Below are 23,484 nucleotides of genomic sequence, written 5' to 3' on the forward strand. Positions count from 1 at the left end.
TCACCGCCGTGCCGGAGGCGCAGCGCTCGGCGGAGGACTGGCTGTCCCTGGCCGAGGCGGATCTCGACATCGCCGGCCCCGCGGCCGCGGCGGCCGACCTGGCCAAGGCCCGCACCGCCTGTTCCGGCGTCAGCGTCCCGGCGGCGCGCGCCTTGGCCAGGTCGGCCGCCGCGGCCGCGGGGCCGGCGATGTCGAGATCCGCCTCGGCCAGGGACAGCCAGTCCTCCGCCGAGCGCTGCGCCTCCGGCACGGCGGTGACGCGGCGCTGCGCCTCGCGCCGCTCGCGGGCGGTGGTGTGGGAGGCGGGAAAGGAGTCGAAGACGCTGCCCGGCGCCAGCCAGAACAGCATCTGCTCGCGGTCCTTCGGCGTGGTGACGATGATCTTGGCCGGGGCGCTGCCGACCGCCGCCACCGCCGCCTCGCCGCGGCCGACGCTGACCCGGCCGAACGCGTTGCTCAGCTCGACCACGCCGGACAGCACCACCAGCGTGGTCCTGCCGTCCGGCCCGACCGCCAGCGACCAGTCGGTGCCGCGGATCGCCGCGGTCGCGGCCGGAGTCGCGATCTCGACGCCGCTGCCCCCGGTCACCGCCCGGGCCCAGACCGCGCCGGAGTCCAGCTCCATCCGCGCCGGGGCGCCGTCGCCGCCGATGTCGCGGACCAGCAGCTGCGAGTTGTTGTGGACGCGGATCTGGGTCTGGTCCGCGAACAGGATCGCCAGGCCGCCCAGCGGGCCGGTGCGCAGCGCGTCGCCGCCCAGCAGCACCTGCTGCACCTCGACATCCTGCCACAGCTCGGCGGCGGTGAAGCGGATCTCGGAGCCGCCATTGGCCTGGACGACGGAGCCGGCGGCCCGGCCGTCGCGCGGCACCACCGCCGCCCCGGCCGCATCGACGATGAACAGTGGAAGAGCGAGGCCCAGCGAGCCCGACAGAATCCGCCTGAGAACAAGGCGGCGCCCCGAACAATCGACCTTCATCAAATCGGACCCCCGCGGGGACTTATCAAAAACGAACGACCGCGGCCCCCCAGCCGGCAGACATCAAGACAATAAAGCGAAAAATGCCCGTGATCTCCCCTCCAATTGGAGGGGGTGAGGCGGTTTTGGCGATATCAATGGGGGAAGGACCGCCGCGATCGGGTATGAGGAGGCGCGGGGAGGGGCGATCAGTTCAGCTGTCATCCTCGGGCTTGACCCGAGGATCCAGGGGCGGCCAGAGCGGCTCTTGGTGGCCCCTGGATTGCCGGGTCAAGCCCGGCAATGACAATAAAGGGCGGGATCAGGGGCTCTATCCACAACCCCAGAAGCTCAACCGGACACCCCTGGGTCAAGCCCGGCAATGACAGCAAAAGAGAACGGGGCTCCCTTCGGCTCAGCGTCTGAGCTTCTTCCGGTCCAGCACCGCCTCGTTGACGCAGTTGCGCAGGGCGCCGCTGCGCAGATAGGCGACCGTGGTCTCGGCCGACAGGCGGCGGGCGTCGGCCTGGCTCTCCGGGCTCGACCACGCCGCATGCGGGGTCAGGATCAGCCGGCCGCGCAGCCAGTCCGGCTGCTCGTGATAGGCCTGCAGCAAGGCCGGCAGCGGCTCGGGCGGCGGCTCCTCCGGCAGCACGTCCAGCGCGGCGCCGGCGATCCGCCCGGCCTGCAGCGCACCCAGCAGCGCGTCGAGGTCGACGATGGCACCGCGGGCGGTGTTGATCAGCACCGCATGCGGCCGCATCACCGAGAAGGCGGCGTCGCCGAACAGCCGGTGCGTCTCCGGCGTCAGCGGCGCGTGGACCGAGACGATGTCGGAGGCCGAGAGCAGGTCCGACAGCGTCTCGACCCGGGTGACGCCCAGCGCGATCTCCATCCCGCGCGGGATGTAGGGGTCGTAGGCCAGCACCTCCAGCCCGAAGGCCTTGGCCCGCATCGCCGTGGCGGTGCCGATGCGGCCCAGCCCGACGATGCCGATCGTGGTGCCGCGGATGCGCCGGGTCAGGCGCCCGGCCTCCAGCGTGTAGTTGCCCACCGGGTCGGCCTGCAGCGCCCGGTCATAGGCCGGGATGCCGCGCAGCAGCGCCAGCATCAGGCCGATGGCGTGGTCCGCGACCTCGCTGGTGCCGTAGTCGGGCGTGTTCGCCACCGGGATGCCGGCGGCCCCGGCCGCGGCCAGGTCGATATGGTCGAAGCCGACTCCGGCGCGGACGATGATCCGGCAGCGCGGCATCTTGTCGATCACCGACTGGTCGACGCGCAGCTCGTGCCAGGTCAGCAGCGCGTCGCACTGGGCATAGACCTCGTCGGGGATCTTCTTCCGGTCGCGCTCGCGCCGGATCACGAATTCGACATCGGCGCCGCCGGCCTGCCGTTCGATCACGGCGTCATCGGCATATTGCGCGTCGGGCGTCAGGACGGTGAAGCGGGGCGCCATGTCCGGCCGGCCGGTCAGTGGTCGCCGCGGTGCAGGACGCTGCCCGCCAGCCCGGTGTCGTAGGCCAGGCCGTCGGCGGTGACGATGGCCGCGCCGGGGAAGCCGGAGCGGATCAGCCCCTTGCGCTCGAGCGCCGCGAACACCGCGATGTTGTGCAGCCCGGTCATGTCCCGGCCCATCACCACCGCGTCGCCGACATGGTAGTGGTCGCCATGCGGCGGCGGGAAGCTGGAGACCAGCACCGTGCCGTCCTCCTGCTGCGTGGCGAAGCGCGGCGTCTGGGCCATGTGCTGCAGCACGGTCAGGGTCTTGAGCTGCAGCGGGTTGAGGCCGAGCGGGTTCTTCTTGGCGGGCATCGGGGATCGTCGCTTGTGAAACGGGGGGCCGCAGGGGCCTGTCACCGAACGGTAGCAGTGCCCGCCGCCGGCCGCCACCGTCCTTGGGCGTCAGATCCCGCCGGGCGCGATGCCCTCGCGCATCAGCAGCCGGCGCAGCGGCGCCACCCGCTTCACCGCCTGCAGCGCCAGGGCGCGCAGGGCCAGGGCAGGGGCGGCGTCGGTCAGCAGCGACCGGTTCAGCAGGTCGACCCCGGCGGTGCGGCTGGCGACGTCGCCGCGCCGCCTAGCCTCGTAGCGGGCGGTGGCCTGCGCGGCGCCGGGATCGGTGCCGGCCCGGACGGCGGCGGCCACGATTCCGACGATGGCGTCGGCGTCGCGAAAGCCGAGATTGAGGCCCTGGGCGCCGATCGGCGGCAGGGCATGCGCCGCCTCGCCGACCAAGGCCACCCGCGGCAGCGCCAGTCGCCGCGCGGCGAGGCCGGACAGGGGGAACACCTGGCGCGGCCCGTCCAGCGTCACCGCGCCCAGGATCGGCTCGGCCCGCCGGCCGATCGCCCGGGCCAGGGCGCCGTCGTCCAGCGCCGCCAGCGCCTCGGCCTCGGCCGGCCGGGCCACCCAGACCAGGCTGGACCGCCGGTCGCCCAGCGGCACCAGGGTGAAGGGGCCGGCGGTGGTGTGGATCTCGGTCGAGATGTCGTCATGGGAGCGCGCGTGGCGCAGCGTGGTCACCAGCGCCGCCTGGTCGTAGCCCCAGCGCCGCACCCCGATGCCGGCCGCCGCGCGCACCGCCGAGTTGCGGCCGTCGGCGCCGACCACCAGCCGGCCGCGCACGCTCTCGCCGGCCGCGGTCCGCACCGTCACCCCGCCGACGCCGATGCGGATCTCCGCCGCCGCCTCGGATACCCGACGCAGCTTCGGGGTCTCGGCAACGGCTTGAGCAAGGGCGGCGACCAGGTCGCGATTGGCGATGTTGTGGCCGAAGGCGTCGCGCCCGATCTCGGCGGCGCGGAACAGCACCTCGGGCCCGCTGATCCGGCGGGCGGCATCGTCGATCAGCCGGATCGCCCGCATCGGCGCCGCCAGAGGCCGCACGGCCGGCCAGATCCCGGCCCGCTCCAGGATCGCGACCGATCCCGCCAGCAGGCCGGTGGTGCGGTGATCCTCCGGCGCCGGCGGAGCGACCAGCACGGTGTCGACGCCGCCCTGGGCCAGCAGCAGCGCCGCGAGCAGCCCGGCAGGGCCGCCGCCGCCGACGATCGCGTCGGTCTCCGGGGAGGGTGTCTTGCGGGTGCGAGTCATGCGCCGTTCATAGCAGCTTCCGCGGCCGGGCGGGGCGCGACACGCGGTCTGGCCCGCCGGCCGCCCCGCTCCCGCCACATCATTCCCGTAGGGATGCGGGGCGGTCGGGGAAGGGAGAGGGGGCGATGAGTTCGGGTGGATGGGCGCCTGCCCCTGGCCTGCGGCTGCGGGCGGCGGTGCTGGTGCTCGCATGGCTCTACCTCCTCTGCCCGCTGGCGATGGCGCAGGAGATCCCCGATCTGCGGGCACGCGTCACGGACGCGGCCGGCGTGCTGACCCAGGCGGATGCCGCCGGGCTGGAGGCCCGGCTGGCCACCTTGGAAAGGACCAAGGGAGCCCAGCTCGCCATCCTGCTGGTGAAGAGCACCGCGCCGTTGGATATCGACGCCTATGCCGGCCGCGTCTTCGAGCGCTGGAAGCTCGGCCGCAAGGGCGTCGACGACGGCGTCCTGGTCGTCGTCGCGACATCCGATCGCGCGGTGCGGATCGAGGTCGGGCGGGGGCTGGAGGGGGCGATCCCGGACGTCACCGCCGGGCGCATCAATCGCGAGCAGATGCTGCCGCGGTTCCGCGACGGCGACTTCGCCGGGGGGCTGGCCGCCGCCGTCGCCGCCATCGAGGCGCGGATCGCCGGCGAGGATCTGCCGCCGCCGGAACGGCCCCATGGCCCGGTCCCGCCATGGTGGTTCGTGATCCTTATCGCGGCCATGGCCGGCCTGATCCTGCCGCCGCTGCTCAGCATATTTCTGCTGATCCCACTTTCGCTCGTCGACCAGCCGCTTCCCGCGAAGGGCGAGGCGGAAGCCGCAAAGGCTTCGCGGTCGGAAAGCGATCGGCCGAGAAGGACCTCGTGGCTGTTCGCCGTGAACCTGCTCCTCGGCGCCGCGGCCGGATACTGGGTGTTGGGCAGCGTGTTCCACCTGACGGGCCTGCGGCTGGGAATCGCTCTTGCGATCTATTTGGTGCTAGGGGCGGGGGCGCTGCTCTGGATCCGGTTCCTGGCCCCGGAGCCGAAGGCGGGACCGGCCGGCGGGGCGGCAGGGACGCCGGCCGACACACCGTCATCCGACACGTCGGATTTCGGCAGCGGGTCCTCCGGCACCGATTTCTCCGGCGGGGGCGGCAGCAGCGCCGGCGGCGGCGCGTCGGATCGGTGGTAGCGCCGCTTCCCCTGGCCTTCCGAGCCCCCATGGGCTAAAACCCGGGCCTTCCCCACAGGGTTTGCGAACGGAGCGGCTTCCGATGGCCTCCTACCAGTACGTCTTCGTGATGAAGGACATGACCAAGGCCTATCCGGGCGGCAAGGTCGTGCTGGAGAAGATCTGGCTGTCCTTCCTGCCGGGCGTGAAGATCGGCGTGCTGGGCCCGAACGGCTCCGGCAAGTCGAGCCTGATGCGGATCATGGCCGGCATCGACAAGGAGTTCACCGGCGAGGCCTGGGTCGCCCAGGGCGCCAGCGTCGGCTACCTGTCGCAGGAGCCGGAGCTGGACCCGGCCAAGACCGTGGCCGAGAACGTCATGGAGGGCCTGGCGCCGATCAAGGCGATGGTCGACCGCTTCAACGCCGTCAGCGAGGCGATGGGCGAGCCCGACGCCGATTTCGACGCGCTGATGGCCGAGCAGGCCGAGCTGCAGGAGAAGATCGACGCCGCCGACGCCTGGGACCTCGACCGCACGGTCGAGATCGCCATGGACGCGCTGCGCTGCCCGCCCGGCGACAGCGCCGTGACCAACCTGTCAGGCGGCGAGCGGCGCCGCGTGGCGCTGGCCAAGCTGCTCCTCGCCAAGCCCGACCTGCTGCTGCTCGACGAGCCGACCAACCATCTTGACGCGGAATCGGTGGCCTGGCTGGAGCGGCACCTGGAGGACTACAAGGGCACCGTGGTCATGGTCACCCATGACCGCTACTTCCTGGACAACGTCACCGGCTGGATCCTCGAGCTCGACCGCGGCCGCGGCATCCCCTACGAGGGCAACTACTCCGCCTATCTCGAGGCCAAGGAAAAGCGCCTGGCCCAGGAGGCCAAGGAGGAGTCGAGCCGGCAGAAGACCCTGGCCGAGGAGCTGGAGTGGATCCGGCAGGGCGCCCGCGGCCGCCAGGCCAAGCAGAAGGCGCGCATCCACGCCTATGAGGACCTGCTGGCGCAGAGCCGCGAGCAGGCCCCGGGCCAGGCGCAGATCCTGATCCCGACGCCGGAGCGGCTGGGCGACAATGTGATCGACGCGACGGGCGTGTCGAAGGGCTTTGGCGACCGGCTCCTGATCGACGACCTCAGCTTCCGCCTGCCGCGCGGCGGCATCGTCGGCGTGATCGGGCCGAACGGCGCCGGCAAGTCGACCCTGTTCAAGATGATCACCGGGCAGGAGAGCCCGGACGGCGGCGCGCTGAAGGTCGGCGAGACGGTGAAGCTCGGCTATGTCGACCAGAGCCGCGACGACCTCTCCCCCAACAAGACGGTGTGGGAGGAGATCTCCGGCGGGCTCGACGAGATCGACCTCGGCAAGCGCAAGATGCCCAGCCGCGCCTATGTCGGCGCCTTCAACTTCAAGGGCGGCGACCAGCAGAAGAAAGTCGGCCAGCTGTCGGGCGGCGAGCGCAACCGCGTCCACCTGGCGAAGATGCTGAAATCCGGCGCCAACGTCCTGCTGCTCGACGAGCCGACCAACGACCTGGACGTCGAGACGCTGCGGGCGCTGGAGGAGGCGCTGCTGTCCTTCCCCGGCTGCGCCATCGTGATCAGCCACGACCGCTTCTTCCTCGACCGCCTGGCCACCCATATGCTGGCCTTCGAGGGCGACAGCGAGGTGGTGTGGTTCGAGGGCAATTACGAGGATTACGAGAAGGACCGCCACCGCCGCCTGGGCACCGAGGCGGACCAGCCGCACCGCATCAAGTACAAGCCGCTGACCCGCTGAGGCCTTCGGCGGGCTGAACGTCCCCCGCCCTCGTCATGGCGGGGGAGTGGGGCGGCCGTCATGCTCGGACGCCGAAAGCAGAGATGAGGCCACCGGCGGCTCCGTCACGGACGTCCGGACCCATTCGGGCGCGCGTCGACGCCCAGCTCCCGCGAGCCGGCGGGAGCGTCCGCTAGAGCATGATTGTTTCAGGTTGAATCACGCCGGTGCACTCCAGCCGAGGAACGACAGGATGCCGAGCGCCTTCGCGCGTTGCCTCTCCCGCCGGATGCGGGAGAGGTCGGGCGCCCGTAGGGCGACCGGGTGAGGGCTGGCCCAGGCCTCGACAAAATCCCCTCACCCGGAGCCGCTTCGCGTCTCCGACCTCTCCCGCAAGCGGGAGAGGCAACACCCGGTGCGGCTCCTCCAGCGTGACCCGACCTCAATTCATCCCACGCTAGTCAGGCCGATCAGCTTGCCGCTTCTGGGTGTTCCAGCCCTCCCGCCGGGCGAAGACCCGGGTCACCTCCGCCATGTGCTCCGTGCCCCAGGAGCAGAGCGGCACGAGGGCTTCGGCCAGGCTGCGGCCAAGGGGGGTGAGGCTGTAGTCCACCCGTGGCGGAACCTCCTTGTGGTCGGTCCGCTTCACGAGGCCGTCGGCCTCCAGCTCCTTGAGCTGCTGGATGAGCATCTTGTCGCTCACATCGCGGACGGCCCGCCGCAGCTCGCCGTAGCGGGTCGTGCCGCCCTGGGCGACGAAGTAGAGGATCAGCGGCTTCCACTTTCCGGCGATGACCCGCAACGTCGCGTCGAGGCCGCAGGTGAAGCCGGGCAGCGTCGGCGTGCAGCTCTGGACGGGCAGCGGGGTCGGGCGTGGCGGGTTTGACGACATTCTGGGTACTTACCAAAAGGTGCATACTTGTTGATAGGTGGGCACGTCGCCAGCTCAGTGCAACCTCAACCAAGGGGCACATCATGAGCAGACTGCAAGGTAAGACGGCCGTGGTGACGGGCGGCGGCAGCGGCATCGGACTCGGGGCCGCCAAACGCTTCGTCGACGAAGGAGCCTTCGTCTACATCTTCGGGCGGCGGCAGGACGCGCTCGACGCCGCCGTGGCGAAGCTCGGCTCCTCGGCGCGAGCTGTCAGGGGCTCGGTCACCGATCTGTCCGATCTCGACCGGCTGTACGAGGCGGTCAGGGCCGAACGAGGCGGGCTCGACATCCTGTTCGCCAATGCCGGGACCGGGGCGTTTGCGCCGCTCGGCGAGATCACGCCCGAGCATTACGACCAGATCTTCGACGTCAATGTGAAGGGGCTGGTGTTCACGGTGCAGAAGGCCTTGCCGCTGATGTCGGCCGGGTCGTCGATCATCCTGACCGGGTCGAGCACGGGGGTGATGGGGACGCCGCAATTCAGCATCTACAGCGCGACCAAGGCCGCGATCCGCAACCTGGCGCGCAGCTGGGCGCTGGACCTGCGCGGCACGGGCATCCGCGTCAATGTGCTGTCCCCGGGGCCGGTCAAGACCGAGCTGGCGCTGGAGATCGTGGGCGAGGACGCCATGGAAGCGCTCGGGGGCACCACGCCCGTGGGGCGCATCGGCGACCCGGCGGAGACGGGGGCGGTGGCCGCATTTCTGGCGTCGTCGGACAGCAGCTTCATGACCGGCGGCGAGGTTTTCGTCGATGGCGGCCTGGCCCAGGTGTGAGGCCTTGAGCCTCTGAGCAGGAGGGCTTCGGTCACCGGAACCGAAGCCCTCTTTCCGTCCTTCCCCTTTTTCGGCCGGTCGGGCTGAAACGGGGGCGCCCGAGGCCGGCCGCCGCAGGGGACGGCCCCGCAACGGTCATGACCGGACGCGGCCGGTTGGAGCCGCTCGAACCGCGGCGTAAGGTGAGACGATGAAGATCCGGCGGAGCACCATGGAGCATGTCGAGCCGTGGGCGCGGTTACGTGCTGCGCTTTGGCCGGACTATTCTGTCCAGCACCATCGGGACGACGTGGTTCGCACCTTCCTGGCCGGAAACGACCGGGCTGCCGCGTTCATCTGTGAAGCCGATGAAGGCGAAGTGATCGGATTTGCCGAAGGCACGCTGCGCAGCGACTACGTCAATGGCTGCAAGACCTCTCCCGTTCTCTTCCTTGAAGGAATCTATGTCCTGCCCGGCCGCAGGCAGAAGGGCGCGGCGCGACTGCTCTGCGATGCAATGGCAGGGTGGGGCAAGTCCGTCGGCTGTTCCGAGTTCGCGTCCGACGCCCTGCTGGACAATGCCGTGAGCCACAAGTTTCATGCGGCGCTGGGTTTCGAGGAGACGAGACGCGTCGTCTTCTTTCGTAAAAGCCTCTAGGACCACTCTCCGCCGCTTGCCGCCGGTGCGACCAGGCGGGGCCGCGCCATATCCGCGGGAGGACAGGGGCGCGGAGACTGTCACACCCCCGCGCAGCGGCCCGGTGGGCGCGGCGGGGCCGGGAAGAGCGTCGGCTTGCTGCGGAATGGATTGCTTCGTCGGCTTCGCCTCCTCGCAATGACGGTTTGGGGGCGAGCCGCCCTTGCCACCCCTCAGCGTCATCGCGAGCCCGGAGGGCGTGGCGATCCAGGTTGGCGCCGGCCGCGCCGGTTAAGGTCACGCAATGTTTCATTGCGCAGCCTCGCGATTCTCGTTCATGATACGTTCTATGGAGCCCGCACCAGAGGATCTCGACGTCCAGGCCTATTGCCGCAGCCTCGCGCTGCAGCAGATCCAGATGCTCACGCGCCTGGCCGAGATCGCCATGCAGCTGGCCGAGGCCGAAGGGGCGCGGGCGATCGCCGCCCAGGTCCGGGCTGCCGCACCCAAGGCCGATGAGGCCGCGGTGCAGGACGCCCGGGCCGAGGCGCAGGAGGCCGGGATGGCCTTCAGCCGCTTCTCCCGCTCGGTGCACCGCTCTCTGGCGCTGCGCAGCCGCGCCGCCGACAGCCTGTGCGCCCGCGACAAGGCCCAGGCCGCCGACCGCGCGGCCGCCCGCCAGGACCGCCGCGACCGCCACCGCAACGAGGTCGAGGGCGTGCTGCGCCACATGATCTGGGACGAGATCGGGGATTTCTCCCGNGGCGCCCGCGCCGTCGCCGCCCAGGCCAGGGCCGTCCAGCCCAAGGCCGATGAGGCCGCGGTGCAGGACGCCCGGGCCGAGGCGCAGGAGGCGGGGATGGCCTTCAGCCGCTTCTCCCGCTCGGTGCACCGCTCTCTGGCCCTGCGCGGCCGCGCCGCCGACAGCCTGTGCGCCCGCGACAAGGCCCAGGCCGCCGACCGCGCGGCCGCCCGCCAGGACCGCCGCGACCGCCACCGCAACGAGGTCGAGGGCGTGCTGCGCCACATGATCTGGGACGAGATCGGGGATTTCTCCCGCGTCGAGGCCCTGCATGCCGAGCTCGAGGAGCGGGTCGAGGAYCTCTACGATGACGAGACCCTCCGGGTCGAGGACCGGCCGTTGGGCTCGGTGATGGCCGGTCTGGCCTGCGGCCTGGGCCTGACCGAGGAATGGGGCCGCTGGTCGCCCGCCTGGCCGGGCACGCCGGACCCGGCGCGTCCGGCCGGCGACGCGGCCAAGGTCGCGGTCGAGCGGGCCCGGCGCCGGGACGCGGCCGTCGCCGCGGTCGAGCGCAGCTTCGCCGACCTTCCCGACCCGGCCCGGATCCCCGGGATCCGGGCCGGGCTGGCGGCCCGGGTGCGGGAGGCCGACGTCATCGCCTGGCTCGACACCGAGACCACGCAGACCGTCGCCCGGCGCCTCTGCCGGTCCCTCGGCATCGACTCCTATAACTGCTTCGAGAAGCCCGCCATCGCCGATACGGGGTGAGGGGCCGGCGGCGGCGCTGCGCCATTTTCCTCTGGATCGGCGAGAGTGAAGGGGCTCTCCTGTCCGCCGGCGCCGAACCGAAGGAATTGCGGCATGGGTGATCTCGCGAAGGTGATCGCGCTGGCGGCGGAGCGCCGGGGCGGGATGGACGTGCTCGAACGCGCGCTCGCCGAGACCGGGTCGAAGACGCCGGCCGAGATCGCCGCCACGCCGGACGACCGCATCCTGGCGGAGATGACCCGGCGCATCTTCAACGCCGGCTTCGCCTCCAAGGTCATCACCGCGAAATGGGAGGGCTTCGAGGCCGCCTTCGACGGCTTCGACCCCCGCCGCTGCGCCGCGCTGTCGGAGGAGGAGTCGGACGCGCTGCTGCAGGACAGCCGCATCGTCCGGCACGGCGCCAAGATCCAGTCGGTCGCGGCCAACGCCCGGTTCCTGCTGGACCTGGCGGCCGAGCATGGCAGCGCCGCCCGGTTCCTGGCCGACTGGCCGGATGCGGATTATGTCGGGCTGCTGGAGGTGCTGAAGAAGCGCGGCAACCGCCTGGGTGGCGACACCGGCATGCGGTTCCTGCGCGGCATCGGCAAGCCGGCCTTCATCCCGACCGGCGACGTCGTGGCGGCGCTGATCCGCGAAGGCGTGCTGACGAAGCCGCCCGGCGGCAAGGGCGACTTCAAGGCGATGCAGCAGGCCTTCAACCGCTGGTCCGAGGAGTCCGGCCGCGACCTGACCGAGATCAGCCGGATCCTGGCCATGAGCATCGGCAATGTCGGGCATGGCCGGCGGTAGAGCTGACAGGTTGCCTCTCCCGCTTGCGAGGCCGTTTCAGAATTCAAACACCGTCATTGCGAGCGCAGCGAGGCAATCCAGGGGCCGGTGCGCACCGGCCCCTGGATTGCTTCGTCGGCTTCGCCTCCTCGCAATGACGGCGAGGGATGCCGTTCAAGGAGCGAACCGCGTGAAGACGTAGTCATGGTCCTTCACATTGGCCTCATGGCAGCCCCAGCAGGTCTCGTGCTGGGCCTGGTCGACCGGCTTGCCGTCGATGAAGCGGCCGAAGCCCCAGCCGCCGGTGTCGGCATAGCGCTTCGAATCCTTGACCATGACCTGCACCGTGGTCGCGGCGCCGGGGACATAGGCCGGCGCGAACTCGGTCGACTGGACATGCTTCCAGGCCAGCTTCACCAGGATGGTGCCATCGGGGAAGGGCAGGGTGCCGGCTTGGTAGGCCTTGATCGCCGTCGGGTTGCCGACCACGACGCGCAGCTCGTTCAGCGGGTCGGTCTCATGCGCCGGGGCGATGAACTGCCACTGCCGGTAGCCCTCCGGGATCGTGACCCCGTAGATCGGCGAGGCGTTGGCGGGCGTGTCGGCGCCGCCGGCCTGGGCGGCCAGCGCGACCGCGCCGAAGACGGTGCAGGCCAGGGCGGCCCCGAGCAGGGCGGTGCAAGCGGGTTTCATCGGGGACTCCATACGGGCGACGATTCGGTGCGGCGCATCCCAGCAGAGATCGCGCCGCGCCGCCCGTTAGGAGTTGTGAGCGGCCCCCTGCCGCTCTGCCGTCCGCTACCGCTCGGCCGTTGCCCGTTTCGGCACCAGCGACATCGCGCCCAGCACCGCCAGCGTCACCAGGATCAGCACCACGGTCAGGGCGGCGCCCTGGAACACGTCGCCGCGATCGGTCAGGGCGAAGATGCCGACCGGCAGGGTCACCCAGCCCGGCGGATAGACCATCACCGTCGCCCCCAGCTCGCCCATCGACAGGGCGAAGGACAGGCTGAAGGCGGCCAGCAGATAGGGCGTCAGCAGCGGCAGGGTGACATGGCGCAGCCGGAAGCCGGGCCGCGCGCCCAGGCTCTCCGCCACCTGCTCGAACTCCGGCGCCAGCCGGGCCAGCCCGGCCGAGACGTTGCCGAAGGCGAAGGCCGAGATCAGCACCAGATGCACCACCAGCACGATCGCCACCGTGCCGTTCAGCAGCAGCGGCGGCTGGCTGTAGGCGACCAGCACGCCGAGGCCGACCGAGACCGAGGGCACGGCGCTGGGCAGGAAGAACGCCAGGTCCAGGATGCGGCGCAGCCGGCCGGCCAGCGGCCGCAGCGCCAGCGCCGCCCAGGTGCCGGCCGCCAGCGCGATCAGGCTGGCGACGGCGCCGGTGACCAGGCTGGCCCAGATCTGCTCCGCCGAGGGGCCGGAGACGGCGTCGGCGACGTGCCGCAGGGTCGGGTGGCTGGGCAGCACGCCGTTCCACTGGCTGGAGAAGGCGGCCATCAGGATCACCGCCAGCGGCGCGACGTAGAGCACGCCGACGATCACGGCGGTGACCGCCCAGGCCGCCGCGCGCCCGCGGTCAGACCACAGCAGCATGCCGCCCTCCCAACCGCCCGATCACCACCCGGTACAGCGTGAACAGGCCCAGCGACAGCACGACATTGACCACGGCGATGACGCAGGCGGTGGTGTAGTCGAACTCCTGGATCGCCTTGTCGTAGATCAGCAGCGGCAGGGTGATGACGCCCTTGGCGCCGATGAACAGGACGATGCCGAACTCGTTCACCGTCAGCAGCAGGCACAGGCTGCCGCCGGCCAGCAGCGCCGGCAGGGCGGCGGGCAGGATCACCTGGCGGACGATCCGCGCCGGCCGGGCGCCCAGGCTGCTGGCGACCTCGATCTGCGCCCGGTCGACCAGCGAGAAGGCGGCCATCAGCGGGCGCATGACGAAGGGGGTGTAGACCGTCACCTCCGCCAGGATCACGCCCCAGGGCGAGTACAGGAAGTCGACCGGCGGCGTGGCCAGGCCGAAGGTCTCGACCAGCCCGGCATTCAGCATGCCGGCGGAGCCGTAGAGGAAGGTGAAGGCCAGCGTCACCAGGAAGGTCGGCAGGGCGATGACGGTGTCGATCAGCCGGGCCACCAGCCCGCTGCCCGGGAAGGGCACGAAGGACAGCAGCAGCGCCAGGGCCAGCCCCGCCAGCAGGCAGCCGGCGGTGGCGGCGACCGCGATCTCGATGGTGTTCAGCAGCGCGTTGTGGAAGGCGCGGGTGCCGATCACCTGGGTGAAGTTGGCCAGGCTGGCCGCGTCGCCGTCGCCCACCAGCGCCTGGCGCAGGATCAGGGCCAAAGGATAGGCGAACAGCAATGCGACCAGCAGCAGCGGCGGCACCGCCCACAGCGCCTTGGCGCCGGGCAGCGCCGGTGCGGTGCGGTCCGAGGCGACCGTCACCGCCGCTCGTCCTCGGGCAGCAGGCTGGCATCGGCCGCGGCGAAGTGCAGCGCCAGCGTGCCGCCGATCTCCGGCGTCTCACGCAGCGGCGCCGAGACCACGCGGATCACCGTGCCGGCGATGTCGGCCGTGATGACGTGCTGCTCGCCCTGCCACTGCACCTCGCGCACCGTGGCCGGGACGGTGTTGTCGCACTCCGGCCGCGGCGCCAGCGACAGCGCGTGCGGGCGGACGCACAGCAGCGCCCGCGTGCCCCTGTCCAGGGACCGGTTCGGGGTGGCGGACAGAACATGGCCGCCGATCCGCACCTGCGCCGTCGGCCGGGCGTAGCCGCCCTCCTCGATCGTCACCGGCAGCAGGTTGGCGCGGCCCAGGAATTCCGCGGCGAAGCGGTTTGGCGGGGTGCGGTACAGCGGCCCGGTCGCGCCATGCGCATGCAGCCGGCCGTCGCGCATCACCGCGATGCTGTCGGCCAGGGTCAGCGCCTCGCTCTGGTCATGGGTGACATAGAGCACGGTCAGGTCCGGCAGGTCGCGGTGCAGCCGCGCCAGCTCCTCGACCATCGACCGGCGGATCTGCGCGTCGAGCGCCGACAGCGGCTCGTCCAGCAGCAGGACGCGGGGCTGGATCGCCAAGGCGCGGGCGATGGCCACGCGCTGCTGCTGGCCGCCGCTCAGCTCGCGCGGATAGCGCTGGGCATAGGCGCTCATGCCGACGATGCGCAGGCACTCGGCCACCCGCTGCGCGATCAGGTCGCGCGAGGCGCCCTGCGCCCGCAGCCCGAAGGACACGTTCTCGGTCACCCGCATATGCGGGAACAGCGCGTAGTTCTGCACCACCATGCCGATGCCGCGGCTGTAGGGCGGCAGATCGGTGACGTCGGCATCGCCGATGCGGATCCGGCCGGAGGTCGGGCGGACGAAGCCGGCGACGGCCCGCAGTGCCGTGGTCTTGCCCGATCCGGACGGGCCGATCAGCGCCAGGATCTCGCCCGGCCGCACCTCCAGCGTCAAATGGTCCAGCACCACGGTGCCGCGATAGGCGACGGTCACCGCGTCGAAGCTGATGCTGTTGCCGGCGCCCGCGGCCGTGGCCGCCGCCCGGACCGACGGCGCGTCCTGTGCGCCGTCGGCCATGGTGGAGGGGACTGATGTCAACTGCCGGTGACCTCGTGCCAGCGGGCCACGTCGGCCTGCAGGTCCTTCAGCACCGCGGCCCAGTCGGGCGTCCAGATCTCGACGCCCTGCATCGCCTGCTCGATCTTCCTGTAGTTCTCGTCGGTCGGCTTCACATCCTGCCGCACCGGCAGGCCAATGGCCACGGCGCTGACCTTCTCCTGCGCCTCGCGGCTCAGCAGGAAGTCGATCAGCTTCCTGCCGTTGGCGCTGTTCGGGGCGCCGTGGACGAGGGCGACGTAGTAGGGCAGGGCGAAGGTCGACCGCTTGCCGTCCTTGCCGGCCGGCCAGAACACCCGGATGTTCGGGTTGTCGGCCATCTGCGACATGTTCATCTGCAGGTCGCCATTGGCGACGAACAACTCGCCCTTGTTGACCAGCGCGGTCAGCTTGCCAGTCGAGGAGGACGGGCCGACATTGTTGTCCTGCAGCTTCTGCAGATAGGCGAAGGCCGCGTCCTTGCCGCCATAGGCATGGATCGCCTGGATCATCACGGCGGTGCCGTCGCCGGCCTGGCCGGGGGTCGAGTACTGGATCTTGCCCTTGAACCTGGCGTCCAGCAGGTCGTCGAAGGTCTTCGGCGCGTCGGCCAGGGTCGCGCCGTTGTAGATGAAGCTCAGATAGTTGTTCACCAGCGGCAGGTACAGGTCCCCCTTCTCCGCGGCCGGGATCTGGTCGGAGCCGGCGGCGGCGTAAGGCTCGAGCAGGCCGGTGGCGGCAGCGTTCTGGATGAAGGGCGGCAGCGTGACCAGGACGTCGGCCTGCGGGTTCGACTTCTCCTTGGCGATGCGGTCGACCACGACGCCGGAGCCGGCCTCGATGTACTGCACCTTGATGCCGGTGGCCTTGGTGAAGGCGTCGAACTGCTCGCCATACCAGCTCGGCGTGCCGTCATGCAGCCCGTCGGCGCTGTAGATGGTGACGACTTCGGCGGCAACGGCCGGGCCGGCGCCGAGCAGGGCGAACGCGCTGGCCGCGATCGCCAGGGTCTTGATCGACATGGGAGGACCTCTCGGTTCCACGGGAGTCGTGGCGCGCCGGAGCCTATACCCCTTATGTGAAGCTTCCGTGTCGGTCCGGACGCGGCCGGCGACCGTGGCGGATCGGCCGCCAAGCCGCTGGTCTATATGGGAATTCAGGCCTGCCCGACTCCGGCCGGGCAGGCTGCGTTCCGCCGCTCAGTTCAGTGGGATCGAGAAGTTCAGCGTCAGCGTCTCGACGCCGGGATTCACGTCGCCGATGCCGGCATTGGAGATGTGGTGGAAGGCGGCGCCGATCCGCATCTTGTTGTCGAACTCCCACGCCGCCTCGACGCCGGTGCGGAATTCGAGGGTGGAGCCCATGTCACGGCCATCGCCGTTGAAATAGGCGCCGAGCGCGGCGTTCGGCGACAGGATGAAGTGCTCGCCGAAGCGGACGTCGAACATGCCGCCGCCATAGACATAGGTGGCCGAGTCCGTGTTGGCCTCGACGCCGATGAAGGGCCGGATCCGCAGGAACTCCTGGTTGAAGCGCAGTTCCACCCGGCCGATGCCGGCGCCGCCCTTGTCGCGGTCCTCGTGGCCGGGCTCGCCCTTGTCGTTCAGGATGTTGTAGTAGCCGGCCCCGAGCGTCAGCGACAGCGGCAGGTCGCCGGTGCTGTTGCCGACCCGGATGTCGCCGATATCCGAAGTCTCGCCGAGGATGCCGGCGGCGAGGATCGCGGCCGAGCCGATGCCGATCCAGATGGGCACCGAAGCGGCCTGCGCCGCCTGCACGGATCCAAGCAAGACAGCAGCCGCCGCGACACCGGTCAGGAGCTTCTTCATTCTGCACCCTTCATTCCTGCCGGGACTGCGGCCCCGGGGTCGGGGATGATTACGGGCGCGCGAAACCCGACGCAACGCTTTTCCGCCGGCTCACTGTGCCGTGGCGGACGTGTCCGGGCCGCTGTCGCCGCGCTGGTCGAGGCGCAGCTCGATGCGGCGGTTGCGGCGATAGGCATCGGGCGTGCTGCCCGTGTCGAGCGGCTGCCACTCGCCGAAACCGGCCGCCGCCATGCGCTGCGGCGGAATGCCCTGGGTCGCCAGGAAGTTCAGCACCGACAGCGCGCGGGCGGTCGACAGCTGCCAGTTGCTGGCGAAGGGGCCGCCGGTGATCGGCTGCCGGTCGGTGTGGCCGTCGATGCGCAGCAGCCAGTCGACATCGGGCGGGAACTGGGCCGCGATTCGCTTCAGCGTGGCGGCGAAGGCGGCCAGCTGCTCCTCGCCGCCCGGCTGCAGATCGGCCGAGCCGACCGGGAACAGCACCTCGGACTGGAACACGAAGCGGTCGCCGACGACCCGGACATCCTGCCGGTCGCCCAGCACGTCGCGCAGGCGCCCGAAGAAGACCGAGCGCGAGCGGCTGAGCTCGTCCACCCGCCGCACCAGCGCCTGGTTGAGCCGCGAGTTGAGGTTGGCGATCTCCAGGTCCTTGGTGCTGACCGTCGCCTCGGAATCGCGCAGCGTCGATTCGATCTGCGACAGCTGCTGGCGCAGCGCCGCGGCCTCGGCCGCCAGCTGCTCGCCGCGGCTGCGCTCGGTCTCGCCGGCCGACTTCTCGGTCGCCAGCGCCGCGGTGGCGCGGTCGAGCGTGCCGCTGAGCTCGGCGATGCGGCTGTTGAGCTGCTCGACCCGGGCGGTCAGGTCCTGCACGTCCTTCTGCGAGGCGGCGACCTGCGTCTCCAGCGCCTGGGCCCGGTCCTCTCCCGCCTTCACATCCTGCTGCGCCGCGGCGACCTGCGCCTGCAGCGCCTGGGCGCGGTCCTGCCCGGCCTTGACGTCCTGCTGCGCCTGGTCCCGCTCGGACCGGGTGCGGTCGAGCTCGGCGCCGAGGTCCGAGGCCTCCTTGCGGCTGGCCTCCAGCGAGCTCGAAAGCTGGCTTGCGGTCAGGTCACGGTCCTGGGTGCCGGTGCGCAGGGTCGCCAGATCGGATTGCAGCTGCGCCAGCTCATGCCGCTGCCGGTCGATCGTCGACTGGTTGTCCTGGATCACGCGCGCCGCTTCCTTGAGCTGCGCGTCGCGGTCGGTGGTGCCGCCGGTCAGGGTCTGGATCTGGGCCAGGGCGGTGCGCAGCTGCCGGTCGATGGCGTCGCGGTCCTGCTGCAGGGCGGTGAGGCGGCTGCCGAGATCGGTGCGTTCCTTGGCGCTGCCCTCCAGGTCGGACGACAGCCGGTCGATCCGGGTCTTCAGGTCGCGCCCGCTCTCCTGCTCCAGCGCCAGCCGGTCGGTCAGCTCGGAGACCTGGCGGTTCAGCCGGCCGACGGTCTCGTCCCGGCCGCTGACCACGGTCGACAGGTAGAATTGCGAGGCCAGGAACACCATCAGCAGGAAGATGACGACCATCAGCAGGGACGACAGCGCGTCGACCCAGCCGGGCCAGACATCGACCTGGCGCCGCTCACCGAAAGAGTAACGGCCGCGCATCGCCATGGATCAGCGGGCCTCGGGGCCTTCCGCCAGCGCGGCGATGGTGCGGGCCAGCAGCTTGATCTCGCCGCGGATCTCGCCGGAGAGCTGGATCCGGCCGGTCGACATCTCCTCGATCATCCGGCGCATTGTCGTGTCGAGGCTGCGGATGTGCTGGCGGGTCGGCTCGTCCATGCCGAAGCGGTCGGATTCGAGCGCGGTGGCGAGGCGGGTCAGTACCGCGGCGGTGGCCTGCTCGCCCTCCGCCAGCCGGGCCATCAGCGCCTGCTGGCCCTGCAGGTGGTCGTCGATCGCCGCCAGCTGGGTGGCGACGGCGCCCAGCGCGCCGCCCTGGCCCCGGCGATCCTCCTCCGCCTGCACCGTCAGGCGGCGCAGGGCGTCGAGATTCTCGGCGGTCTGCGCCACCACCGATTCGATATAGGCGGGGAACACCGGCTCGCCGGCCTCCACCTGCAGGCCGCTTCCCTGCGGGCCGCCGGAGAGGCGGGTGTTGGCCGAGAGCCAGTCCTCCAGTTCATTATAGAAGCGGTTCTGCGCCTGGCTCGCCTGCAGCTCGAGGAAGCCGAGCGAGAGCGAGCCGGCGAGGCCGAACAGCGAGGCGCTGAAGGCGGTGCCCATGCCCTGCAGCGGCGCCTCCAGCCCGTGCTTCAGCGTGGCGAAGGCGGCGCTGGGGTCGGCCGATTCCATGTTCAGCCCGGCGATCACGCCGCTGGCCGAGCGCACGGTCTCCAGGAGGCCCCAGAAGGTGCCGAGCAGGCCGAGGAAGATCAGCAGTCCGATCAGGTAGCGCGAGATCTCGCGGCTTTCGCTGAGCCGGGCGCCGATGGCGTCGAGCAGCGAGCGCATGGCGAGAGGCGAGAGGCTGAGCTCGCCCTGCTGCTCGGCGATCACCCGGGCCACCGGGGCCAGCAGGCGCGGCTGCACCGCCGCCATCCGCCCGCCATTGACGCGCTGCGCCAGATGGGCCTCGATCCAGCGGATGTCGGGCTCCAGGTTCAGCACCGCCCGGAAGCAGAAGACGATGCCGAACAGCGTGGCGGCCAGGATGACGCCGTTCAGCGCCGGGTTGGACATGAAGGCCGAGGACACGCCGGGCGCCAGCAGGGCCGCGACGATGGCGACGATGATGACGAAGGCCGTCATCCGGACGACATACCGCCTTGGGCTGGACATCGCCGGGCGCATCGAGGACGGGCGGGATGCCAGGGCGGTCATCGACATCAGGAGGCTTTCTACTGGATCCGGAGGTCGACCCGGTCCGCGGGCTGGTCCGGCGGCGAGGTGTTGCCGAGCGCGCGCAGGGCGATGCGCTTGCTGTCGATGCCGCGGTCGATCAGGAAGGAGCGGATGTTGAGCGCGCGGCTGAGCGAGACGCGGCGGGCATTGGCCGGGTCCGGCTTGGCCCCGGCATAGGCGCGGATCTCGATCTGGCTGCCGCCGTCGGCGGCCAGCTTCTCGACCAGGCCGGACAGCAGGTCGCCGGCCTCGGTGCCGATCTCCTCGGCGCCGGGGGTGAAGCGGATCCGGAAGCCGTCTCCGACCAGGAGGCCGACCATGTCGTTGGGGTTCATCCCCGGCATGGCCTTGACCTTGACGTTCGGGTCGGCGAAGCCGGTGCCCTTCACCATCACGTCGGCGTCATAAGCCGGCGCCGGCTCGTCGACCAGGCCGGGCAGGGACGGGATGGCCGCCGGCTGGTACGACGGCTCCAGGAACGGGATCGGGCCGGTGACCGGGCCGGCGGAGGTCGGCACCGGCAGCGGTGCCGGACGCGCGGCCTCGCCGCGGGTCAGGAGCCGGGTGTCGAGCGACAGGTCGCCCCCGGCGAGCGGATCCTCCGCCCTCGCGATCGCCGTCCCCAGGACCAGGGCGGCAGGAAGCACCAGGACCGCCGCGCGGGCCCATGCCCGCTGGCCGGTCTGCTGACGATTGGCCAAGCCGAACCTCATAACGCTACGGACCATGGATCATACACCCGCATGCGACGGCGCGGACCATAGCCTAGCGGAGGAGGGCGAAACAATCGCCAAGCAGCGTCAGGACAGGCCTATCCGTCGAAGGAAGGCAGCCTTACGACGGATATCCTAGATCAGGACGCCGCAGCCGTCTTCGGCGCGCGCGGGGCGCGGGCCTTGGTGATGGCCAGGGCCAGGGTCTTGTGGATCAGCACGTTGCCGGCCACCGCGGTGTTGGCGTTCAGGGCAGGGCTCTTGCCGTCGACATCGGTGACGAAGCCGCCCGCCTCCTGCACCAGGACGATGCCGGCGGCGATGTCCCAGGGGTTCAGCCCGGTCTCCCAGAAGCCGTCGAAGCGACCGGCGGCGACATAGGCGAGGTCGAGCGACGCCGCGCCCATCCGGCGGATGCCGGCGACATGCGGCATGATCATCTGCAACTCGCGCTGATAGGCGAGGCTGTCGCCGCGGCCCATGAAGGGCATGCCGGTGCCGATCAGCGCATCCGGCAGGTTCTTGCGGCTGGAGACGCGCAGGCGCCGGTCGTTGAGGAAGGCGCCGGCACCCTTCTCGGCCCAGTACAGCTCGTCGGTCACCGGGTTGAAGATCACCCCGGCCACCGGCACGCCTTCCTGCTCCAGCGCGATCGAGATCGCGAAATGCGGGATGCCGTGCAGGAAGTTGGTGGTGCCGTCGAGCGGGTCGACGACCCAGCGGCGGTCCTTGTCCTCACCCTCGATCACGCCGCCTTCTTCCATCAGCCAGCCGAAGCGCGGGCGGGCGCGCGTCAGCTCGTCGCGCAGGGTCGCCTCGGCCTTGAGGTCCGCGGCCGACACGAAGTCGGCGGGGCCCTTGCGGCTGACCTGCAGGTTCTCGACCTCGCCGAAATCGCGGACGAGGCCGCGCCCGGCCTTCTGGGCCGCGCGGATCATGACGGTGATGAGGGGGGAACGTCCGGCCATAAGAGAAGATCAGTCCTTCGCGCGCTCGAGATAGGTGCCGTCGGCCGTGTTGATGACGATCCGGGTCTCCGAGGAGATGTGCGGCGGGACCATGACGCGCACGCCGTTCTCCAGCACCGCCGGCTTGTAGGAGGAGGAGGCGGTCTGCCCCTTCACCACCGGGTCGGCCTGGGTGATCAGCATGGTGACGGTCTGCGGCAGCTCGACCGACAGGGCCGAGCCCTCATACATGGTCACGGTGCAGACCATGCCTTCCTGCAGGAAGCGCGCCGGCTCGCCGACCACGTCGACCGGCACCTGGGTCTGCTCGAAGCTCTCATTGTCCATGAAGGTGAAGTGATCGCCTTCCTGGTACAGGAACTGCATCTCGTGCTCGTCCAGGCGGGCGCGCTCGACCGTCTCCTGGGTGCGGAAGCGCTGCTGCGTCTTGGTGCCGGTGCGGGCGTCGCGCATCTCGACCTGGATGACGGCGTTGCCCTTGCCCGGCTGAATGATCTCGATCTTGGTCACCAGCATCAGCTTGCCCTCGTATTCGAGGACGTTGCCGGGCCGGATCGTGATGGCGTTGACCTTCATGGCGGATCTTCTGCAGATAAATGCGTTTCGCGCCCCGCTGGCGCGCCGGGGCGGCACGACAGGGTGGCGCGATGGGCGCGGACCCTAGCAGCAAGTCCCGCCAAGGGCAACGTCGAGTCGGTACGATGACAGCAACGCTGCGCCGCGCCCGGCGACCTGCTATCGAAGCGGCATGACAGGATCGGACGGGATCATGAGCACGGAACCGGGCATTCGGGGCTTGCGCGGCCGCTGGTGGCAGAGCGGCGTCTATGCCCGCAAGCGGCCTTACCTGGAGGCGCGGGCGCGGATCACCGCCGCGGTGCGGCAGGTCTTCGCCGGGCGCGGCTTCCTCGAGGTCGACACCCCGGCGCTGCAGGTCTCGCCGGGGCTGGAGCCGCATCTGGTCGCCTTCGCGACCGAGCTGCGCGGGCCGCATCCGGACGACGCGCAGCGCCTGTACCTGCACACCAGCCCCGAATTCGCGATGAAGAAGCTGCTCGCGGCCGGGCTGGAGCGGATCTTCCAGCTGAGCCACGTCTTCCGCAACGCCGAGCGCAGCGCCACCCATCATCCCGAATTCTCGATGATCGAGTGGTATCGGGCCGGGGAGGGCTACCGGACGCTGATCGACGACTGCCAGGCCCTGTTCCAGGCGGCGGCCCGTGCTGCGGGACGGGACAAGCTGAGCTGGCGGGGGCAGGAGTGCGACCCCTTCGGCGAATGGCGGGTGCTGACGGTGCAGCAGGCGTTCCTGGAGTTCGCCGGCATCGACTTGCTGGCGACCACGCCGGATCCGCTGAACCCCGACCTGGCCCTGCTGAACGCCGCGACCACGGCGGTCGGCATCCCGGCGCGCGACGGCGACCGCTGGGACGACCTGTTCTTTCGCGTGTTCCTGGAGCGGATCGAGCCCAAGCTGGGCCTCGGCGCCCCCTGCGTGCTGATCGAGTACCCGGTGTCGATGGCGGCGCTGTCGCGGCCGAATCCGGCCGATCCGCGCACGGCGGAGCGGTTCGAGCTCTATGTCGCCGGGCTGGAGCTGGCGAACGCCTTCGGCGAGCTGACCGACGCGGCGGCGCAGCAGGCCCGGTTCGAGGCCGACATGGAGCTGAAGCAGCAGCTTTACGGCGTGCGCTACCCGATCGACGAGGACTTCCTGGCGGCGCTCGATCCGGACCGTGGCGGCGGCCTTCCCGATTGCAGCGGGATCGCGCTAGGCTTCGATCGCCTGGTGATGCTGGCGACCGGGGCGGACCATATCGATGACGTGCTGTGGGCGCCCGTCATCGGGACGATGACAGCTCGATGACGTCATCGGAACGATGGTCGCGCGCCGAGCGTTTCGGCCGGGCACCGAGCACCGTCCCGTCGATCCGGAGT

Annotated in this window: 22 protein-coding genes; 6 read left to right on the plus strand and 16 right to left on the minus strand. The window is 70.8% G+C overall.

All coding sequences use genetic code 11. The features are described 5' to 3' along the window. The 4 genes from BWR60_RS20615 to BWR60_RS20630 form a co-directional block, all read right to left on the minus strand. Nucleotides 1–979: FecR domain-containing protein (locus BWR60_RS20615; protein WP_144445681.1), on the minus strand; the 979-nt coding region annotated here is incomplete at its 3' end. A gap of 394 nt (nucleotides 980–1,373) precedes the next feature. Further along, a complete protein-coding gene (locus BWR60_RS20620; RefSeq protein ID WP_088152895.1) occupies nucleotides 1,374–2,414 on the minus strand; it encodes a C-terminal binding protein in 1,041 nt (346 codons plus the stop codon). Between the two features lie 14 nt (nucleotides 2,415–2,428). Then, on the minus strand, nucleotides 2,429–2,770 hold the full coding sequence (locus tag BWR60_RS20625; protein WP_088152896.1) for a hypothetical protein: 342 nt from the start codon (nucleotides 2,768–2,770) through the stop codon (nucleotides 2,429–2,431). A gap of 90 nt (nucleotides 2,771–2,860) precedes the next feature. Beyond that, on the minus strand, nucleotides 2,861–4,051 hold the full coding sequence (locus BWR60_RS20630; protein ID WP_088152897.1) for a UbiH/UbiF family hydroxylase: 1,191 nt from the start codon (nucleotides 4,049–4,051) through the stop codon (nucleotides 2,861–2,863). A gap of 125 nt (nucleotides 4,052–4,176) precedes the next feature. Between BWR60_RS20630 and BWR60_RS20635 the strand changes: the two genes are divergently transcribed. Both BWR60_RS20635 and ettA read left to right on the plus strand, forming a co-directional pair. Further along, nucleotides 4,177–5,211, plus strand: a complete 1,035-nt coding sequence (locus BWR60_RS20635; RefSeq protein WP_179221862.1) for a TPM domain-containing protein — start codon at nucleotides 4,177–4,179, stop codon at nucleotides 5,209–5,211. Between the two features lie 82 nt (nucleotides 5,212–5,293). Further along, entirely contained in the window at nucleotides 5,294–6,967 is a 1,674-nt protein-coding gene (ettA, locus tag BWR60_RS20640) for an energy-dependent translational throttle protein EttA (RefSeq protein WP_088152898.1), read from the plus strand. Nucleotides 6,968–7,403: 436 nt separating this feature from the next. Here ettA and BWR60_RS20645 read toward each other — a convergent pair whose 3' ends face one another. Continuing rightward, nucleotides 7,404–7,838 (minus strand): winged helix-turn-helix transcriptional regulator, encoded by a 435-nt coding sequence (locus BWR60_RS20645; protein WP_088152899.1) that lies wholly within the window; start codon nucleotides 7,836–7,838, stop codon nucleotides 7,404–7,406. Between the two features lie 83 nt (nucleotides 7,839–7,921). On the opposite strand from BWR60_RS20645, the gene BWR60_RS20650 reads away from it, so the two are divergent. From BWR60_RS20650 to BWR60_RS20665, 3 genes are all read left to right on the plus strand, one after another. Beyond that, nucleotides 7,922–8,656 (plus strand): SDR family NAD(P)-dependent oxidoreductase, encoded by a 735-nt coding sequence (locus tag BWR60_RS20650; protein ID WP_088152900.1) that lies wholly within the window; start codon nucleotides 7,922–7,924, stop codon nucleotides 8,654–8,656. A gap of 211 nt (nucleotides 8,657–8,867) precedes the next feature. Further along, complete coding sequence (aac(6'), locus tag BWR60_RS20655; RefSeq protein WP_230983125.1) at nucleotides 8,868–9,293, plus strand: aminoglycoside 6'-N-acetyltransferase; 426 nt, start codon at nucleotides 8,868–8,870, stop codon at nucleotides 9,291–9,293. Between the two features lie 1,582 nt (nucleotides 9,294–10,875). Then, nucleotides 10,876–11,571 (plus strand): DNA-3-methyladenine glycosylase I, encoded by a 696-nt coding sequence (locus BWR60_RS20665; protein ID WP_088152903.1) that lies wholly within the window; start codon nucleotides 10,876–10,878, stop codon nucleotides 11,569–11,571. Between the two features lie 153 nt (nucleotides 11,572–11,724). Here the strand turns inward: BWR60_RS20665 and BWR60_RS20670 are convergent, their stop codons facing one another. The 11 genes from BWR60_RS20670 to efp form a co-directional block, all read right to left on the minus strand. Next, nucleotides 11,725–12,243 (minus strand): cytochrome P460 family protein, encoded by a 519-nt coding sequence (locus BWR60_RS20670; RefSeq protein ID WP_088152946.1) that lies wholly within the window; start codon nucleotides 12,241–12,243, stop codon nucleotides 11,725–11,727. A gap of 105 nt (nucleotides 12,244–12,348) precedes the next feature. Continuing rightward, nucleotides 12,349–13,149 (minus strand): ABC transporter permease subunit, encoded by an 801-nt coding sequence (locus BWR60_RS20675; RefSeq protein ID WP_088152904.1) that lies wholly within the window; start codon nucleotides 13,147–13,149, stop codon nucleotides 12,349–12,351. Then, nucleotides 13,133–14,005, minus strand: coding sequence for a 2-aminoethylphosphonate ABC transporter permease subunit (locus tag BWR60_RS20680; RefSeq protein WP_088152905.1), 873 nt, complete (start codon nucleotides 14,003–14,005; stop codon nucleotides 13,133–13,135). The genes BWR60_RS20675 and BWR60_RS20680 overlap by 17 nt, the downstream gene beginning before the upstream one ends. Continuing rightward, nucleotides 14,002–15,162: an ABC transporter ATP-binding protein gene (locus tag BWR60_RS20685; RefSeq protein WP_218823598.1), complete on the minus strand. Its 1,161-nt coding sequence runs from the start codon at nucleotides 15,160–15,162 to the stop codon at nucleotides 14,002–14,004. The genes BWR60_RS20680 and BWR60_RS20685 overlap by 4 nt, the downstream gene beginning before the upstream one ends. Beyond that, the gene (locus BWR60_RS20690) at nucleotides 15,159–16,181 is read right to left on the minus strand and encodes a 2-aminoethylphosphonate ABC transporter substrate-binding protein (protein WP_088152907.1); all 1,023 of its coding nucleotides are present in this window, start codon (nucleotides 16,179–16,181) and stop codon (nucleotides 15,159–15,161) included. The genes BWR60_RS20685 and BWR60_RS20690 overlap by 4 nt, the downstream gene beginning before the upstream one ends. A 177-nt stretch (nucleotides 16,182–16,358) precedes the next feature. Next, the gene (locus BWR60_RS20695) at nucleotides 16,359–16,988 is read right to left on the minus strand and encodes an acyloxyacyl hydrolase (protein WP_088152908.1); all 630 of its coding nucleotides are present in this window, start codon (nucleotides 16,986–16,988) and stop codon (nucleotides 16,359–16,361) included. Nucleotides 16,989–17,078: 90 nt separating this feature from the next. Then, nucleotides 17,079–18,626 (minus strand): peptidoglycan -binding protein, encoded by a 1,548-nt coding sequence (locus BWR60_RS20700; RefSeq protein WP_179221863.1) that lies wholly within the window; start codon nucleotides 18,624–18,626, stop codon nucleotides 17,079–17,081. A 9-nt stretch (nucleotides 18,627–18,635) separates the two neighbouring features. Beyond that, nucleotides 18,636–19,850, minus strand: coding sequence for a flagellar motor protein MotA (locus BWR60_RS20705; RefSeq protein ID WP_088152910.1), 1,215 nt, complete (start codon nucleotides 19,848–19,850; stop codon nucleotides 18,636–18,638). 11 nt (nucleotides 19,851–19,861) lie between these two features. Next, entirely contained in the window at nucleotides 19,862–20,566 is a 705-nt protein-coding gene (locus BWR60_RS20710) for an OmpA family protein (RefSeq protein ID WP_179221864.1), read from the minus strand. Between the two features lie 152 nt (nucleotides 20,567–20,718). Beyond that, the gene (locus tag BWR60_RS20715) at nucleotides 20,719–21,546 is read right to left on the minus strand and encodes an inositol monophosphatase family protein (RefSeq protein WP_088152912.1); all 828 of its coding nucleotides are present in this window, start codon (nucleotides 21,544–21,546) and stop codon (nucleotides 20,719–20,721) included. Between the two features lie 9 nt (nucleotides 21,547–21,555). Continuing rightward, nucleotides 21,556–22,122 (minus strand): elongation factor P, encoded by a 567-nt coding sequence (gene efp, locus BWR60_RS20720; RefSeq protein ID WP_088152913.1) that lies wholly within the window; start codon nucleotides 22,120–22,122, stop codon nucleotides 21,556–21,558. Between the two features lie 193 nt (nucleotides 22,123–22,315). On the opposite strand from efp, the gene epmA reads away from it, so the two are divergent. Further along, nucleotides 22,316–23,413 (plus strand): EF-P lysine aminoacylase EpmA, encoded by a 1,098-nt coding sequence (epmA, locus tag BWR60_RS20725; RefSeq protein ID WP_088152914.1) that lies wholly within the window; start codon nucleotides 22,316–22,318, stop codon nucleotides 23,411–23,413. Nucleotides 23,414–23,484 lie beyond the last annotated feature (71 nt).

It is taken from the genome of Inquilinus limosus, from assembly GCF_002195995.1.
GTDB lineage: Bacteria > Pseudomonadota > Alphaproteobacteria > DSM-16000 > Inquilinaceae > Inquilinus > Inquilinus limosus_C.